The organism is Streptomyces sp. NPDC031100 (assembly GCF_055570785.1).
This window is the reverse complement of sequence record NZ_JBVIGN010000011.1, coordinates 233,192-248,607: the sequence shown is the minus strand read 5'-3', so window position 1 is coordinate 248,607 and position 15,416 is coordinate 233,192. Positions and strand designations below refer to the sequence as shown.

Annotated in this window: 15 protein-coding genes and 1 tRNA gene; 11 read left to right on the top strand and 5 right to left on the bottom strand. The window is 71.8% G+C overall.

Annotated features, from left to right (window positions below):
* Positions 1–395 precede the first annotated feature (395 nt).
* From ACZ5DS_RS29555 to ACZ5DS_RS29545, 3 genes are all read left to right on the top strand, one after another.
* The gene (locus ACZ5DS_RS29555; protein ID WP_468244385.1) at positions 396–767 is read left to right on the top strand and encodes a hypothetical protein; all 372 of its coding nucleotides are present in this window, start codon (positions 396–398) and stop codon (positions 765–767) included.
* Between the two features lie 126 nt (positions 768–893).
* Positions 894–1,469, top strand: coding sequence for a bifunctional DNA primase/polymerase (locus tag ACZ5DS_RS29550; RefSeq protein ID WP_468244382.1), 576 nt, complete (start codon positions 894–896; stop codon positions 1,467–1,469).
* A tRNA-Lys gene (locus ACZ5DS_RS29545) sits at positions 1,460–1,533 on the top strand. Before ACZ5DS_RS29550 ends, ACZ5DS_RS29545 begins: the two co-directional genes overlap by 10 nt.
* Before the next feature lie 229 nt (positions 1,534–1,762).
* Here the strand turns inward: ACZ5DS_RS29545 and ACZ5DS_RS29540 are convergent.
* On the bottom strand, positions 1,763–2,977 hold the full coding sequence (locus ACZ5DS_RS29540) for a M6 family metalloprotease domain-containing protein (protein WP_468244625.1): 1,215 nt from the start codon (positions 2,975–2,977) through the stop codon (positions 1,763–1,765).
* A 365-nt stretch (positions 2,978–3,342) separates the two neighbouring features.
* Here ACZ5DS_RS29540 and ACZ5DS_RS29535 point away from each other — a divergent pair, with 365 nt between their 5' ends.
* On the top strand, positions 3,343–5,157 hold the full coding sequence (locus ACZ5DS_RS29535) for a putative bifunctional diguanylate cyclase/phosphodiesterase (protein WP_468244379.1): 1,815 nt from the start codon (positions 3,343–3,345) through the stop codon (positions 5,155–5,157).
* On the opposite strand, the gene ACZ5DS_RS29530 is transcribed toward ACZ5DS_RS29535, so the two are convergent.
* The 3 genes from ACZ5DS_RS29530 to ACZ5DS_RS29520 form a co-directional block, all read right to left on the bottom strand.
* Positions 5,136–6,224, bottom strand: a complete 1,089-nt coding sequence (locus ACZ5DS_RS29530; protein WP_468244377.1) for an LLM class flavin-dependent oxidoreductase — start codon at positions 6,222–6,224, stop codon at positions 5,136–5,138. The two genes, ACZ5DS_RS29535 and ACZ5DS_RS29530, sit on opposite strands and share 22 nt — an antisense overlap.
* 81 nt (positions 6,225–6,305) lie before the next feature.
* Positions 6,306–7,037 carry a maleate cis-trans isomerase family protein gene (locus tag ACZ5DS_RS29525; protein WP_468244374.1) on the bottom strand — a complete coding sequence of 244 codons (732 nt, stop codon included), beginning with the start codon at positions 7,035–7,037 and terminating at the stop codon, positions 6,306–6,308.
* Positions 7,034–7,837 (bottom strand): maleate cis-trans isomerase family protein, encoded by an 804-nt coding sequence (locus ACZ5DS_RS29520; RefSeq protein WP_468244372.1) that lies wholly within the window; start codon positions 7,835–7,837, stop codon positions 7,034–7,036. Before ACZ5DS_RS29520 ends, ACZ5DS_RS29525 begins: the two co-directional genes overlap by 4 nt.
* A 130-nt stretch (positions 7,838–7,967) precedes the next feature.
* Here ACZ5DS_RS29520 and ACZ5DS_RS29515 point away from each other — a divergent pair, with 130 nt between their 5' ends.
* From ACZ5DS_RS29515 to ACZ5DS_RS29505, 3 genes are all read left to right on the top strand, one after another.
* Entirely contained in the window at positions 7,968–8,921 is a 954-nt protein-coding gene (locus ACZ5DS_RS29515) for a D-2-hydroxyacid dehydrogenase (protein WP_468244369.1), read from the top strand.
* Positions 8,922–8,937: 16 nt separating this feature from the next.
* Positions 8,938–10,314 carry an amidase gene (locus ACZ5DS_RS29510; RefSeq protein ID WP_468244366.1) on the top strand — a complete coding sequence of 459 codons (1,377 nt, stop codon included), beginning with the start codon at positions 8,938–8,940 and terminating at the stop codon, positions 10,312–10,314.
* A gap of 176 nt (positions 10,315–10,490) precedes the next feature.
* Positions 10,491–11,576, top strand: a complete 1,086-nt coding sequence (locus tag ACZ5DS_RS29505; RefSeq protein WP_468244364.1) for a hypothetical protein — start codon at positions 10,491–10,493, stop codon at positions 11,574–11,576.
* A gap of 61 nt (positions 11,577–11,637) precedes the next feature.
* On the opposite strand, the gene ACZ5DS_RS29500 is transcribed toward ACZ5DS_RS29505, so the two are convergent.
* Positions 11,638–12,132 (bottom strand): DUF3830 family protein, encoded by a 495-nt coding sequence (locus ACZ5DS_RS29500; protein WP_468244362.1) that lies wholly within the window; start codon positions 12,130–12,132, stop codon positions 11,638–11,640.
* Between the two features lie 47 nt (positions 12,133–12,179).
* Between ACZ5DS_RS29500 and ehuB the strand changes: the two genes are divergently transcribed.
* The 4 genes from ehuB to ehuA are packed head-to-tail and all read left to right on the top strand — an operon-like array spanning position 12,180 to position 15,244.
* Positions 12,180–13,106 (top strand): ectoine/hydroxyectoine ABC transporter substrate-binding protein EhuB, encoded by a 927-nt coding sequence (gene ehuB, locus ACZ5DS_RS29495; protein WP_468244359.1) that lies wholly within the window; start codon positions 12,180–12,182, stop codon positions 13,104–13,106.
* Entirely contained in the window at positions 13,103–13,825 is a 723-nt protein-coding gene (gene ehuC / locus ACZ5DS_RS29490; protein WP_468244356.1) for an ectoine/hydroxyectoine ABC transporter permease subunit EhuC, read from the top strand. The genes ehuB and ehuC overlap by 4 nt, the downstream gene beginning before the upstream one ends.
* A complete protein-coding gene (gene ehuD, locus ACZ5DS_RS29485) occupies positions 13,822–14,472 on the top strand; it encodes an ectoine/hydroxyectoine ABC transporter permease subunit EhuD (protein ID WP_468244354.1) in 651 nt (216 codons plus the stop codon). The genes ehuC and ehuD overlap by 4 nt, the downstream gene beginning before the upstream one ends.
* On the top strand, positions 14,462–15,244 hold the full coding sequence (ehuA, locus tag ACZ5DS_RS29480) for an ectoine/hydroxyectoine ABC transporter ATP-binding protein EhuA (RefSeq protein WP_468244351.1): 783 nt from the start codon (positions 14,462–14,464) through the stop codon (positions 15,242–15,244). The genes ehuD and ehuA overlap by 11 nt, the downstream gene beginning before the upstream one ends.
* The last annotated feature ends 172 nt before the right edge of the window (positions 15,245–15,416 follow it).

The window sequence follows — 15,416 nt, the reverse complement described above, 5'->3', positions numbered from 1 at the left end:
CGGCCGCCGGAGGCGGCCAATGGGAACAGCCCGGACGGGTGGGAGGCGAACCATGCCGTGCTGGCGCATCTGGCGGAACACAGGGTGAGCTGGCGGCCGTGACCGCCACCCCGGCATCCGGGCCGATGAGCGCCGAGCTCATCGCCGCCACTTCGCCGGACGGAGTCCGGCACGCCGCCGGAGGCGGCCAATGGGAACAGCCCGGACGGGTGGGAGGCGAACCATGCCGTGCTGGCGCATCTGGCGGAACACAGGGTGAGCTGGCGGCCTTGAGTTTCTTCGGGGGCACGAAGGATGTCCCGCGACCCTGATGGCCCCTTGCGCGCACGCGAGACAATGGACGGTGGCCCACCTGAAGGCGGCGCCCACCGAATCGCACGAGGAGGAGACAAGACATGGCGGAGCCCACGCCGCGTCGGAACGAACCGCGGCTACGCCCCGCGCCTCTGATCTTCGAGCCCGCGGAGGCGGCCTCCGACCCCGAGCACTTCTTCGACCTGGAGTCGATGGAGGATCCGCGGGCGCTGCTGGCGCGGGCGACCGAGCTGGCCCTGGCCTTCCAGGCGGCGGCCGACCGGGCGGTGGAGTTCCAGGCCGTCGCTGCGGCCCAGCTCGCCGACCCGGGCCGGTTCGACCGGCTGACCCCGGCGGACATCGCCGAGCGGGCGGAGTGGACCGAGGACTACGCGAAGAAGATGGTGGAGTTCGGCCGGGACCTGCTGCGGGGCGTCGACACGGAGGGCCGGACGCCCGTCGATCCCGTCTAGGGCCTGTCCCGGTCCAGCCCCTCTGGCATATGCCGGGCGGGCAAGATACTCCTCCCCCACCGCCCCTGTCCCGGTTTTCCGCAACTCAGGGGAACCGCACGCTCACGGCAGGTACATGTTGGTGTCATGAGCAGCACGCCGAATGTCACCTGCGCCACCTCCGACGGAGCCGCCTGGCTCGCCTCGGCAGGAACGTATCCGCGAAGCACGCTCGCCCTGTGGGGGGAGCGCCCGGACGCCCCGGTGGTGCTGCCCTGCGGCACCGTCTTCGACGTGGTGAGCGCCCCCGCGATCTTCGGGCGCCGGATGCTGGACCGGTTATGGGGCGAGGGGCCGGGATCCGGTCCGGTCGCGATGTTCCGTGGCCGGATGCTGCTGTTCGCCGCCCCGGGCACGGCCCAGCGCCTGCCCTCGCTGCTGGCCTGGGAGGAGTGGGGGTCCCACCGCGCGGAGGCGGTACCGCCCCTGCTCTGCCACGGCACCGGGGACGCGGTGACCGTCCCGGCACCGTCCAGCGGCGACCCCTCGATCCCCGGTGGCTCCCGCTGGCTGGTCGCCCCCGACACCCGTCACCCCTGGCTGCCGGGCCCCGAGGTGGTGCTCTGGGCGGCGGTACGGGCGGCCCGAGCGGCCGTGCGGATATCGATTTTTCCTCCCGCCGACCAGGATGCTAAGGTCTACGACGTCAGCAGGCGCCGCTAGCTCAGTTGGTTAGAGCAGCTGACTCTTAATCAGCGGGTCCGGGGTTCGAGTCCCTGGCGGCGCACGATGACGATGGCGAGGCGTGTTCGCGGAAAGCGCGAACCTCCTCGCCATCTCTGTTTTTGCGCGGCTTCGCCGCGCCCCGTGGGGGCTCCGCCACCCACACCCCCGCACGACGGCGGGTCGATTCGAAAGAATCCGGCCCGCCGTTTTCGTATACCTGGCCGTTTTGTATACCTGGCCGTTTTCGAATACCTCGCCGTTTTCGTGTACCCGGAGCCTGCGCCGCGCGCTCAGCCGGCCGTCCCTGGCGTGATCTTCACGGTCCACGCCCCGGACACCGTCCGGTCCTCCACCTCCACCTTCACGCCCTCCCCGGGCACCGTGAAACTCTCCCCGAGGGCGACGGGAGCATCGGCCAGGGGCGGGTAGACCGAGTTCTCCCAGCACGCCTCGGCGTGCGGGTGGGCGTCCACCACCTCGACCGGGCCGGCGCCGGACTCCGCGCTGCCGCGCACCCGGTACACCAGGATCCCCTGCCGGCAGCCCGCGCGGTCGTTGCCCGCCGGGCCGCGCGCCTCGAAGGCCAGGACGCTGTCGGTGCCGGTGCGCACCACCGCCAGCTTCGCGCCATGGCCGAGGCCGAAGGCCGGGGCGCCGGCCGTGCCCTGCGCCGGGATGCCCGGCCCGGCGGCCAGCGGTTCCAGGGTCAGCCGGGTCGGGCCGGCGCCCCGTACGCACACCACCTGGCGCGGGTCCAGCCAGCCCAGCTTCCACTTGTGCCAGGCGAACAGGTCCGGGGACAGCCCGAACTGGCTGCCCATCAGGTCCCAGTCGCCGACGTAGGTGTCCCAGTCGCCCTTGCCGTCGACCGGACGGTGGTAGAGGTCGGGCAGATCGAAGACATGGCCGGTCTCATGGGCGAGAACCAGCCGGTCCGGCGGATGCCGCTCGAAGACCGTGACGACCCGCTGCACATCGGTGCCGTCCACGTGCACGGGGGTGTCGAGGTTGACGACCTTCGTCGCGTCCGAGTCGACGCCGGGCGCGTCCGGGTCGGCGACGAAGTAGACGACGTCGTAGCGGGAGAAGTCGACCTCCCTGTCGGCCACGGCGAACGCGTCGCGCAGATAGGCGGCGCGGTCGTCGGCGCTCCAGTCGCGCCTCATGGCGTACGAGGCCGACGACCGGGGCATGCGCAGCCAGTGCGCGAGCGGGTGCGGGCGCAGCCTGAACCGGCCGTAGGAGGCCTGTTCGAAGAAGCGGCTGGTGGCCGGGAAGTGGTCGGCGGCCAGCTCGGCGGGGGTGGTGTGCGGGGTGGCGTCCGGGAAGGACAGGAAGATCATGACGGCGTCGCGGGTGCCGGTCGGGCGGGTGTAGTCGGGGTTCCAGGTGTCCACGCCCTCCGAGTGGTGGGCCTCGCTGCGGTGCAGGGCGCAGGGGACCGGCGAGAAGGGCTCGGCGACCGACGGGCCGGTGAGGATCGAGGTCGCGGCGAGCGCCGACATCGTGGTGAACACGGCGGCGGTGCTGCGCAGCTTGGGCACGGAAGGACCTCCGGATGCGGTTCGCGGGACACCGCATCCAGATTGTGGTAGTTCATTACCGTTCGTCCTGTTTGCCTGAACCAGAAGGGTGAGTACGCCCGTTTGGGCGCCGGCGTGCACCAATGGCCGACACCCCGAAACACTCACGGAACGTCACAACTGGTCGGGGGCCTGAAGAAGCCGCCCAGGTGCGGGCAGAAACGATCTGTCAGAACCTGTGGTCTGTCCGGGACACTGGAGAGTGGCTGGAAGGCCTCCGGGCCAGCCTCTATGATCGGCACACTTTCCGGCACGGACAGAGATCGAGTGCACTGCGGGAGCGAGCGGTGAGCGGAACGTCCGAAGGGCCGACGCCCGCGGCAGACCTCGACCGGTCAGCCGTCACAGACAGTGATCACAACACCTATCACCGTGTCTTCGCGGCTGCCCCGCTCGCCATGGCCGTCGTGGACCGCGAGGGTCTCTGTGTCAGCGCCAACGCCGCCTTCGGCGAGCTGCTCGGCGCCGCCCCGGACAGGCTGACCGGACGGGTCGCCGCCGATCTGGTGGACCTGGCCTCGGACGCTCGCACCTGGCACGCCTACTGCGAGGTCCTGCGCGGCCGGCAGGCGCGGCTGCGCTGCACCCGCCGGCTCAAGCACCCCGACGGGCACTCGGTGTGGGTGCAGGTGAGCGTCGGCCCCCTGTCAGGCGGCGGACCCGGGGTCCTGCTCTCGGTCGCGGACATCAGCGCCCGCCGCGAACTGCAGGCCCGGCTGCGGCACTTGCAGATGCACGACCCGGTGACCCGGCTGCCCAACCGCACCCTGTTCTTCGAGCGCCTGACGGCCGCGCTGGAGGCGGAGTCGTACGAGCAGAGCGGTACCGGCCGGATCGGCCTGTGCTATCTGGACCTGGACGGCTTCAAGGCCGTCAACGACACCCTCGGGCACCGGGTCGGCGACCGGCTGCTCGCGGCCGTCGCCGAGCGGCTGACCCGGGTGGCCGACGAGGCCGGGTACGCCCGCGCCGGCACGCCCCTGGTGGCCCGGCTCGGCGGCGACGAATTCGCGCTGCTGGTCGAGGACTCCACCGGCACCGAGCAGCTCGCCGACCTCGCCGAGTCCGCGCTGCAGGCCCTGGAGGCACCCTTCGACCTGGCCGGGCAGCGGCTGTCGCTGACCGCGTCCATCGGTGTCGTGGAACGGCATGCGTCCGGTACGACCGCCACGGGCCTGATGCAGGCGGCCGACACCACGCTGTACTGGGCGAAGGCGGACGGCAAGGCCCGCTGGACCCTGTTCGACCCCGAGCGCAACGCGCATCTGATGACCCGCCAGGCCCTCTCCTCCACCCTCCGCCCCGCCATCGAGCGGGGCGAGTTCGCGCTCGAGTACCAGCCGTTGGTGGGCATGGAGGACGGCCGGCTGAGCGGGGTCGAGGCGTTGATCCGCTGGAATCATCCTCAGTTCGGCACACTGACGCCGAATCGGTTCATCGGACTGGCCGAGGAGGACGGCTCGATCGTGCAGCTCGGCCGCTGGATCCTGGCGACCGCCTGCCGGCAGGCCCGCCGCTGGCAGCTGGACCACCCGGGCGAGCCGCCCATCTTCGTCAGCGTGAACGTGGCCGTACGCCAGGTGTGGGACTCCGACCTGGTGGCGGACGTGGCGGAGACCCTGGCCGAGACGGGGCTCGCCCCGCATCTGCTCCAGCTGGAGCTGACCGAGTCCGCCGTGATGGGCTCCGCGGGCCGCCCGCTCCAGGCCCTGCAGGCCCTCAGCGACATGGGCGTGCGCATCGCGATCGACGACTTCGGCACCGGCTACTCGAACCTGGCCTATCTGAGCCGGCTGCCGGTGTCGGTGCTGAAGCTGGACGGCGCCTTCGTGCGCGGCTTCCAGTACGAGGTGGACACGAGCACGGTGGCCGCGCCGCCCAACCCGGCCGACGAGGTGATCGTGGAGGCGATGATCCAGCTGGCCCACCGGCTCGGCCTGACGGTCACCGCGGAGTGCGTGGAGACCTCGGCGCAGGCCACGCGGCTGCGCCGGATCGGCTGCGACACCGGGCAGGGCTGGCTGTACTCCCGTCCGGTGCCGCCGGATCGTATCTCCGAGCTGCTGGGCGAGCAGGAGGCCTACGCGGTGGGCAAGCCGTAGGCGTCGGCGATCAGTTCGTAGGAGCGCAGCCGTAGCTCGCCGCGGTGGGCGTGCGAGGTGAGCATCAACTCGTCGGCGCCGGTGCGCTTGTGCAGGTCGTCCAAGCCGGAGCGGACCTCGTCCGCCGTGCCGTGCACGATGTTGCCGGTCCAGGAGGCGACGAAGTCCTCCTCCGTCGGGCCGAACGCGTAGCTCTCGGCGTCGGCCGGGTCCGGGAACAGGCCCGGGCGGCCGGTGCGCAGCCGGAGCATGTTCAGCGCGGCGGCCCGCACCTGGCGGCGGGCCTCTCGTTCGTCGTCCGTGGCGAGGGCGGACACGCCGATGAGGGCGTACGGCTCGGCCAGCACCTTTGAGGGCCGGAAGGTCTGCCGGTACAGGTCGAGGGCCGGGATGGTGTTCTGCGCGGAGAAGTGGTGCGCGAAGGCGAAGGGCAGCCCGAGCAGGCCGGCCAGGCGGGCGCTGAAGCCGGAGGAGCCGAGCAGCCAGATCGGCGGGCGGTGCGGGGACTGGACGCCGCCCGGCGTGCCGGCCTGCACCGGTCCGGGAATCGCGTGGATCCGCCGGTACGGGTGCCCGTCGGGGAAGTCGTCGTCCAGGAAGCGGGTGAGTTCGGCCAGCTGCTGCGGGAAGTCGTCGGCGCCCTCGTTCAGGGTGTCGGTGCGGCGCAGGGCGGCGGCGGTGGCCCCGTCCGTGCCGGGCGCCCGCCCGAGCCCCAGGTCGATCCGCCCCGGCGCCATCGCCTCCAGCGTGCCGAACTGCTCGGCGATCACCAGGGGCGCGTGGTTGGGCAGCATGACACCGCCCGAGCCGAGCCGGATGCGGTCGGTGTGGGCGGCGAGGTGGGCGAGGATGACGGCGGGCGAGGAGGAGGCGACGCCGGGCATGGAGTGGTGCTCGGCCACCCAGTACCGGTGGAAGCCGCGCGACTCGGCGAACCGGGACAGCTGCACGCTGGTCCGCAGCGCGTCGGTGGCGGTACTGCCCGCGCCGACGGTCACCAGGTCCAGTACGGAGAGGGGGGCGGGGGCGGTGCCCTGCGCCGTGCCCCGGATCTCGTCTGCCGACACGGTGTGTGCCTCCTGTTTTCGGCCGTGAGCTGTCGTTCCCGGCGATAACAGGAGGCTGTCTCCGCTTATTCCGGCCGCCCCTCAGACCTGCACGATCGGCTCACGGGTGAACAACACGCCCAGTGCAGGAGCGTTCACCCGCCGGTCGGCGAGCCTGAGGCCCTCCCACACCGACACCTGGTTCGCCGTGAGCACCGGCTTGGACAGCGCCCTCTCCAGCAGGAGGATGTGCGCGGCCGTGTGCAACGCCGTGTCCGGCAGCAGCACGGCCTCCGCGCCGGAGACGTCCGCGGCCCTGGCCAGCGTCAGCACCTCCTCCTCGCCCCACGTCCCGACCTCCGCCGCCGTGATGATCCCGGACGACCGCACCGCGACCACCTCCAGACCCCCGGCCCGCAGGAAGTCCGCGAACAGGTCGGCCACGTCCTGCGGGTAGGTCGCGCCCACGGCGACCCGTCGTACCCCGATCTCCCGGGCCGCGTGCACGAAGGCGAACGACGTCGAGGAGGCCGGCATCCCGGCCACCCGGGCCAGCGCCCGCACCTGCTCCTGGGCACCCTCCCAGCCGTACACGAAGCTGCCGCTGGTGCACGCCCACACCACCGTCTCGGCGCCGGTCAGCCGCAGCTCCTCCACGCCGGCGGCGAGCCGCTCGACCGAGCCCATCTCGCGCAGCGCGTCCACCCGGTGTGCGTCCACGCCGATGTCGGTGTGCACCAGGTCCACCCGGATGTCGCTGCCCAGGAGCTGCTCGATGCGCGGATAGTCGTCCTCGCCGGAGTGGCCGGGGTAGAGGAGTCCGAGTGCAGTCATGTCAGCCCTTCTCCGTGTCCCTGGTGGTCCTTCGTCTCTTCCGGCATCGCGGGCCAGCCACGCGCGGCCTCGTCCAGCAGCGCCTGATAAGGCCCCACGGCTCGGGTACCCAGCCGGCGCAGCGCAGCCCACATCGTGACCTGGTTGGCCGACAGGACGGGGATGCGCAGCTCGGCCTCCAGCTGGGGGATGACGTCGTACGTCGGCAGGTTGGTGCAGGAGATGAAGAGCGCGTCGGCGCTGCCGGGGCGGACCGCCTCGCGGGCCATCGTGACCACGTCCCGGTACGGCACCTGCCAGATGTGCCGGGTCAGCCCCATGAAGGCGCGGCCGGTGACCCGTACGCCGGCCTCGGCGACGTACTCCTCCAGGGCCCGGGTGACGGACACCGTGTACGGGGTGACGAGGGCGACGCGGCGGACCCGCAGCTCCGCCAGGGCCTCCAGCAGGGCGCCGGAGGTGGTCACGGACGGCAGGGCGCCGGCGCTGCCCATCGCCTCGCACATCGCCCGCTCGCCCGCGATCCCGCCGACGAAGCTGCCGGAGGTGCAGGCGTAGGCGACGACCTCGGGGGAGACGGCGGTCAGCGCGCGCACCGCCTCGCCGAGGGTCTCGTGCTCGCTGACCAGCCGGGCCAGGTCCAGGCTCACCTCGACCGGCACGAACGGGGTCCGGGTCAGGTGCAGCGACACCTCGTCGGGCACCCAGCGCCACAGCTCGCGGTCGAGGGCGAAGTCGAAGGGAGCCACGACGCCGACACCGCGCTGCGGGCGGGGGCCGCCGAGAAAGGAGATGTCCATGGCAAGACACCCGCCCTCATGCTGGGAGGATACGAACGGCAACGGTCGGTGGGGACGCCCGTGTTGACGAAGGTAGATTCGGGTGCGAGCGTGGTCAATCCGCGCATGTCAGACGCCCGGAGCGGCCCGAATGACGCTGACCCTGCCCACTCTCCTGGTCCTCGACGCCGACCCGCCGCCGCGGCTGGGCCGCCTCACCGGCCGGGCCCGGATCGTGCGCACCGACGCGGCCGGCCTCGCCGAGCGGCTGCCGGAGGCGGACGTGCTGCTGGTGTGGGACTTCACCTCGCACGCCGTACGGGAGGCCTGGCCCGGGGCGGGGCCGCGGCCGCGCTGGGTGCACACGGCGAGCGCGGGCGTGGACCATCTGATGTGCCCGGAGCTCGCGGCGTCGGACACGGTGGTGACCAACGCGCGCGGGATCTTCGACCAGCCGATCGCCGAGTACGTGGCCGCCCTGGTGCTGGCGGTCGCCAAGGATCTGCCGCGCACACTGCAGCTGCAGCGGGAGCGGACCTGGCGGCACCGGGAGACCCGGCGGGTGGCGGGCACGCGCGCGTGCGTGGTCGGCTCCGGGCCGATCGGCCGGGCGATCGCGCGCACGCTGAAGGCCCTGGACGTGACGACGGCGCTGGTCGGGCGGGTCCCGAGGACCGGAGTGCACGGCCCGGGCGATCTCGACCGGCTGATCGCCCGCGCGGACTGGGTGATCGCCGCCGCCCCGCTGACCGAGCAGACGAACGGCATGTTCGACGCGCACCGGTTCGGCGTGATGCAGCCCTCGGCGGTCTTCGTGAACGTCGGCCGCGGGCAGCTGGTCGACGAGGCCGCGCTCGCCCGGGCGCTCGACCGGCGCTGGATCGCGGGCGCGGCCCTGGACGTGTTCGCCGCCGAACCGCTGCCCGAGGACAGCCCGTTGTGGGGAGTTCCGGGACTGATCGTTTCTCCGCACATGAGCGGTGACACGGTCGGATGGCGGGATGAACTCGGCCTCCAGTTCGTGGAGTTGTACGAGCGGTGGGCGGCGGGCAGATCCCTGGTGAACGTGGTCGACAAGAAACGCGGCTACGTCCCCGGTCACTGATCCACCAGGAGGGTGCATGCAGCTCACCGACCTGACCGCCGTACAGCTCCTCGACGGCTACCGCAAGGGCGAGTTCAGTCCTGTGGAGGCGACCGAACAGGCCCTGGAGCGGGCGCGGCGGATCCAGCCGGAGGTGAACGCGTTCGTGCGGTTCACCGAGGAGGACGCGCTCGCGCGGGCGCGGGAGTCGACGGAGCGCTGGCGGCGCGGCGAGCCGGCCGGGCTGCTGGACGGGGTGCCGGTGACGGTGAAGGACATCCTGCTGCTGCGCGGCCACCCCACCCTGCGCGGCTCGAAGACCGTCTCCGAGCAGGGCGGTTGGGACGAGGACGCGCCGTCCGTGGCCCGGCTGCGCGAGCACGGCGCGGTCTTCGTCGGCAAGACCACGACACCCGAATTCGGCTGGAAGGGCGTCACCGACTCCCCGTTGACCGGCGTGACCCGCAATCCCTACGACCCCTCGCGCACCGCGGGCGGCTCCAGCGGCGGCAGCGCGGCGGCCGTCGCGCTCGGGGCGGGCCCGCTGTCGCTGGGCTCGGACGGCGGCGGCAGCATCCGCATCCCGGCCGCGTTCTGCGGGATCTTCGGGCTGAAGCCGACGTACGGCAGGGTGCCCTTGTACCCGGCGAGCCCGTTCGGCACGCTGGCGCACGTCGGCCCGATGACCCGGGACGCGGCGGACGCGGCGCTGATGCTGGACGTCATCGCCGGCCCCGACGCCCGCGACTGGTCGGCGCTGGCCCCGCCGCAGGAGTCGTTCACCGCGGGCCTGGACCAGGGCGTGCGCGGGCTCCGGGTGGCGTACTCGCCGTCCCTGGGCGGGCAGGTGGCCGTCCGCCCGGCGGTCGCGGCGGCCGTACGGCGGGCGGTGGCCCACCTCGCCGACCTCGGCGCCTACGTCGAGGAGACCGACCCGGACTTCAGCGACCCGGTGGACGCCTTCCACACCCTGTGGTTCAGCGGCGCCGCCCGGCTCACCCAGAGCTTCTCGCCGCGCCGGCGGCAGCTGCTCGACCCCGGCCTGCGGGAGATCTGCGCCCAGGGCGCGAGGTCGAGCGCGCTGGACTATCTGGCCGCGGCGGACGTCCGCATGGACCTCGGCCGCCGGATGGGCCGCTTCCACGAGCGGTACGACCTGCTGGTCACGCCCACCGTGCCGGTCACCGCGTTCGAGGCGGGCGAGGAGGTGCCCAAGGGGTCCGGACTGCGGCGCTGGACCGGCTGGACGCCCTTCACCTACCCGTTCAACCTCACCCAGCAGCCCGCGGCAACGGTCCCCGTGGGCACCGACGGCGACGGACTGCCGGTCGGCATGCAGATCGTCGCGGCCCGGCACCGGGACGATCTCGTGCTGCGCGCGGCGCATGCGTTGTACGAGGCCGAGGTGGTCTAGTCACCGCTCGCAGTGCTTCCTTTGCTTCTTCCCGCCCCCCTCGTTGCGCTGGCCCCACCCTCCGGTCGTGCGAACAATCCCCTTGGTTGGCTTTTGAGTAGGGGAGGTACGTCATCGTGCGGCATGGGATGAATCGACAGAGACGCGCTGGTCTCGGAGCACGGATCGGTGTAGGCGTGGCCGTGCTGGTCGGCGGACTGCTGCCACCGATCGTGGGCGCTGACAGCGCGGCTGCGCAGCCGGACCCGCAGTTCACGTTCACGACTCCCGGCAGGTTCACCTTCACGGTTCCCGGCAACCCGGCCGTGGACCCGGTCAAGCTCCTGACCATCCGCGTCTGGGGCGCCGGGGCCGGCGGAGGCGGGGGAGCCGGTGCCGGCGGCGGGGGCGGCGGAGGGGGCGGTGGCAACGCCCTTCTGGCGGCGGGCGGCGGAGGCGGGGGCGGGGGCGGCGGAGGAGGCGGCGGTGCCGGCGGCGGGGGAGGCGGCTCCGGCAGCTTCGTGGAGTGCACCGAGGTGGCTCTCGCGGGCGAGACCCTGACGGTCGTGGTGGGAGCGGGGGGAGGTGCCGGCGGCGGGGGCGGCGGCGGCAGCGGTGGGGCCGGTGGCAGCGGCGGCAGCCCGTTCGGCGGCAGTCCCGGGGGCGCAGGCACCTCCGCCTCCCTCGGCGGAAGCGGCGCGGACAGCAGGGTGGCCCTCGCCACCGCGGTGGACCTGGCCTTCGCCTCGGGCGGCTCAGCCGGCAGCAGGGCCGCGACCGGCGGCAGCGGCGGCAGGGGCGGCGCTCCCGGCCTGCTCGGCGGGGCCGGCGGGACCGGCGGCGGCGGTGGTGCCGGCGGTGCCCTCACCGGTTCCGGCGGTACCGGTGGCCGAGTATCACGGTGCCTGGGTGTCCCCATCGACGCAGCCAACGGCAATGACGGCAGCGCCGGCAGCACGGGCAGCCCCGGTGCGGCCGGCGGCAGCGGCGCGAGCCAACAGAGCGGCACGGGTGGGGCCGGCGGCAACGGTGGGTCCGGCGGCAGCGGCGGCGGTGGCGGGGCCGGCGGTGCCGCCGTCACAGCCGCCGGGTTCACCTTCGGCGCCGGCGGTGGTGGCGGCAGCGGTGGCACGGGTGGGTCGGGCGGCAATGGTGGCGCCGGTGCCACCAGCGGCGGCTCCGCAAGCGCCAACGGGTCGGCCGGCAGCCCCGGAGGGAACGGCGCGACCGGAAACACCGGCGGAAACGGGGGCGTCGTCATCGACGTGACGCCCGTTCCCTGACAGCGACGAGCCCCAGGTCGTCACGGATCCGGGGCTCAATTCAGCTGTGGCCCACGGGTCCTCACGCCCTCCGGAAACTGAGCCTCTCCCCCGCCGCACCCGTCCGCCACAGGTCGTTGCACGCCTCGGCCATCGCCTCCAGCCCCTCCACCACCTGACCCCAGACGATCCCGGGCACCCAGCCGACATCGCCGTTGAGCAGCAGGTTGTTGCGCTCGTAGAACAGGGCCAGGTCGACGACGGTGGCATCGGGGCGGACCTCGCGGTCGTAGCCGTAGGCCTTCGTGCCCAGTTCGGTGCCGGCGAAGGAGAAGTAGCAGAGGTCGCCGGGGATCGGGGTGACCGTCGGGTGCTCCAGTGGGGGTTCCGTGGAGGCGAAGGGCGGAAAGAGCGCGTAGATCTCGTTGCGCGCGTACTTGGCGTGGAAGACGTCCCCGGCGAGCGGCAGCGCCTCCCACACTGCCGCGCAGGTCAGGGGCGCGCGGTCGTCCAGCAGTCGTGCCGTGCAGTGCACGTTCCGCTTGTCGAGCGAGACGGTGACGAGTCGATCGGCCATGGAATCCAGGGTGCATACGACGGGTGCGCTTGGGTAGCCGCGCCGCCATGGCTCCACCAACTGGGAACGACGTAGACACATTCCGGTCGGAACACAGACACAGCAGACGCTCGGTGCTCGCGGGCGCCGCGGCACTGGGTGCCGTGGGCGCGCTGGGCGCCGCGGGCTGTACGCGGGTGGCCTCGGCGTCCGGCAAGAAGGGCGGCGACCTGCTCGAGCGGCTGCGCGCACAGGGTGTCGTACGGCTCGGGATCGCCGGTGAGATCCCCTTCGGGTACATCGACAAGGACGGCCACCTCACCGGGGAGGCGCCCGAGCTGGCCAAAGTGATCTTCAAACGGCTCGGGGTGGGCCGGGTGCAGCCGGTGCCGACCGAGTTCGGCTCGCTCATCCCCGGGCTGAACTCCCAGCAGTTCGACGTCGTGGCCGCCGGGATGTACGTCAATCCCGAGCGCTGCCAGCAGGTGATCTTCGCGGATCCGGACTACCAGATGCTGGACTCGTTCATCGTCCGGAAGGGGAATCCGAAGGGGCTGCACTCCTACAAGGACGTGGTGGCGAAGAAGGCGAGGTTCGCCACCGGCACCGGGTACGCCGAGATCCAGTACGCGGTGGAGGCCGGGTACAAGGAGAGCGACATCCTGATCGTCCCCGACCAGGTCGCCGGGCTGAACGCGGTCGAGGCCGGGCGTGTCGACGTCTTCGCCGGTACGGCGCTGACCACCCGCGAGGTGGTGAAGAAGTCCGCTAAGGCGGAGGCCACCAAGCCGTTCGCACCGCTGGTCAAGGGCAAACCGCACGTCGACGGTGGCGCGTTCGCGTTCCGGCCCACCGAGACGAGGCTGCGCGACGCCTTCAACGTCGAGCTGCGCAGGCTGAAGCAGAGCGGGGAGCTGTTCCGGATCCTGCGGCCCTTCGGCTTCACCAAGGCCGAGCTGACGGACCTCACCGCGAAGGAGCTGTGCGGCGGATGACCTCGGGGCTCTGGGAACTCGTACTGAAAGGCGTCTGGACCACCGTCCAGCTGCTGGTGTTCAGCGCGCTGCTGGCCACGGCGGTGTCCTTCGTCGTCGGTGTCGCGCGCACCCACCGGCTGTGGATCGTGCGTTTCCTCGCCGGCTTCTACACCGAGGTGTTCCGCGGCACCTCGGCACTGGTGATGATCTTCTGGGTGTTCTTCGTGCTGCCGGTCGCCTTCGGCTGGCAGCTGGTGCCGATGTGGGCGGGCACGCTGGCGCTCGGGCTGACGTACGGCGCATACGGCTCGGAGATCGTGCGCGGCGCGCTGAACGCGGTCGACCCGGCGCAGCGGGAGGGCGGGATCGCGCTCGGCTTCACGCCCTGGCAGCGGCTGAGGCTGATCGTGCTGCCGCAGGCGGTGCCGGAGATGATCCCGTCCTTCTGCAACCTGCTGGTCGAGCTGCTCAAGGGCACCGCGCTGGTGTCGGTCATGGGCATGGGCGACCTGACGTTCAGCGCCAACCTGGTGCGGCTGGCGCTGCAGCAGAGCGCGGAGATCTACACGTACGTGCTGCTGATCTATTTCGTGATCGCCTTCGCCATCACCCGCCTCATGCGCGGTCTGGAGAAGCGGCTGAAGGCCGGAGTGGGCACGGAGGCCGGCACGTTCTCGGCGGCGCGTGAGCTCAAGCGCGCGCAGACGACCGGCGTCGGCGGGGGTGGCATCGCATGACATGGGACTGGAACGCCGTCAGCGACTTCATGCCGCGCTTCTGGGACGGACTGCTGGTCACCCTGGAGGCCCTGGCCCTCGGCTCGCTGCTGTCCTTCACCCTCGGCCTGGTGTGGACGCTGCTGATGCGGACGCCGACCCGGTTCGTGCGCTGGCCGGTCGGGGTGGTCACGGAGTTCGTGCGCAACACCCCGCTGCTGGTACAGCTGTTCTTCCTGTTCTACGTGCTGCCCGAGTGGGGCCTGACCTTCTCGGCCCTGGCCACCGGCGTCTTCGCGATCGGCCTGCACTACTCGACGTACACGATGCAGGTCTACCGGGCCGGTATCGAGGCGGTGCCGGTCGGCCAGTGGGAGGCGGCGACGGCGCTGAACCTGCCCCGGCGGCGGACCTGGACCGCGGTGATCCTGCCGCAGGCGATCCGCCGGGTGATCCCCGCCCTCGGCAACTACGTGATCGCCATGCTCAAGGACACGCCGATGCTGATGGTGATCACCGTGCTGGAGATGCTCGGGCGGGCCCGGCTCTTCTCCCAGCAGCACTTCCAGTTCACCGAGCCCCTGACCGTGATCGGGGTGGCCTTCATCCTCATCTCCTACCTGGCCTCCCTTCTTCTGCGAGCCCTGGAGCGACGCCTTGTCCGTTGAGACCCGTACGAAGTCGTCCGTCCCCGACGCCCCGTCCTCCGAGCTGATCCGTCTGGCCGGCGTCACCAAGCGCTTCGGCACGAACACCGTGCTCGACCAGCTGGACTTCGCCGTCCAGCCCGGCAAGCACGTGACCCTGATCGGCCCCTCCGGCTCCGGCAAGACCACGATCCTCAGGCTGCTGATGACGCTCACCAAGCCGGACGAGGGCACGATCACCGTCGACGGGCAACAGCTCTTCCCGGCGCCGGAGAAGCAGGTCCGGGAGGTCCGCAAGAAGATCGGGATGGTGTTCCAGCAGTTCAACCTGTTCCCGAACATGTCCGTGCTGCGGAACATCACCGAGGCGCCGGTGCAGGTGCTCGGCATGTCCAAGGACGAGGCCGAGGCGCGGGCGCGGGAGCTGCTGGACCTGGTGGGGCTGGCCGACAAGTGCGACGCGCGGCCCACCCGGCTCTCCGGCGGCCAGCAGCAGCGGGTGGCGATCGCCCGGGCGCTGGCGATGCGGCCGCGGGTGCTGCTGCTGGACGAGGTGACCTCGGCGCTCGACCCCGAGTTGGTCGCGGGCGTGCTCGATCTGCTCAGGGACATCGCGCGCAGCACCGACATCACCATGCTGTGCGTGACCCACGAGATGGGTTTCGCCCGGGACATCTCCGACCAGGTCCTGATGTTCGACTCGGGACGGGTGATCGAGTCGGGTACGCCGGAGAAGATCTTCAGCGATCCGGAGCAGGACCGCACCCGGGAATTCCTCAGCGCGGTTCTCTGACTACAGGGTGTGAAGACGGGAACGGTCGAGGTCCGAGCGATGGGTGGTGCCCCTGGCATATGCCAGGGGGTCTGCGCCGCAGTTGGGAGAGGGGAGGTGGGCACCACAATCTCGCCAACACCCTCTCCCCAACGGCCCATTGCCCGATATCGTGGTAGCGATCCGCCGACCG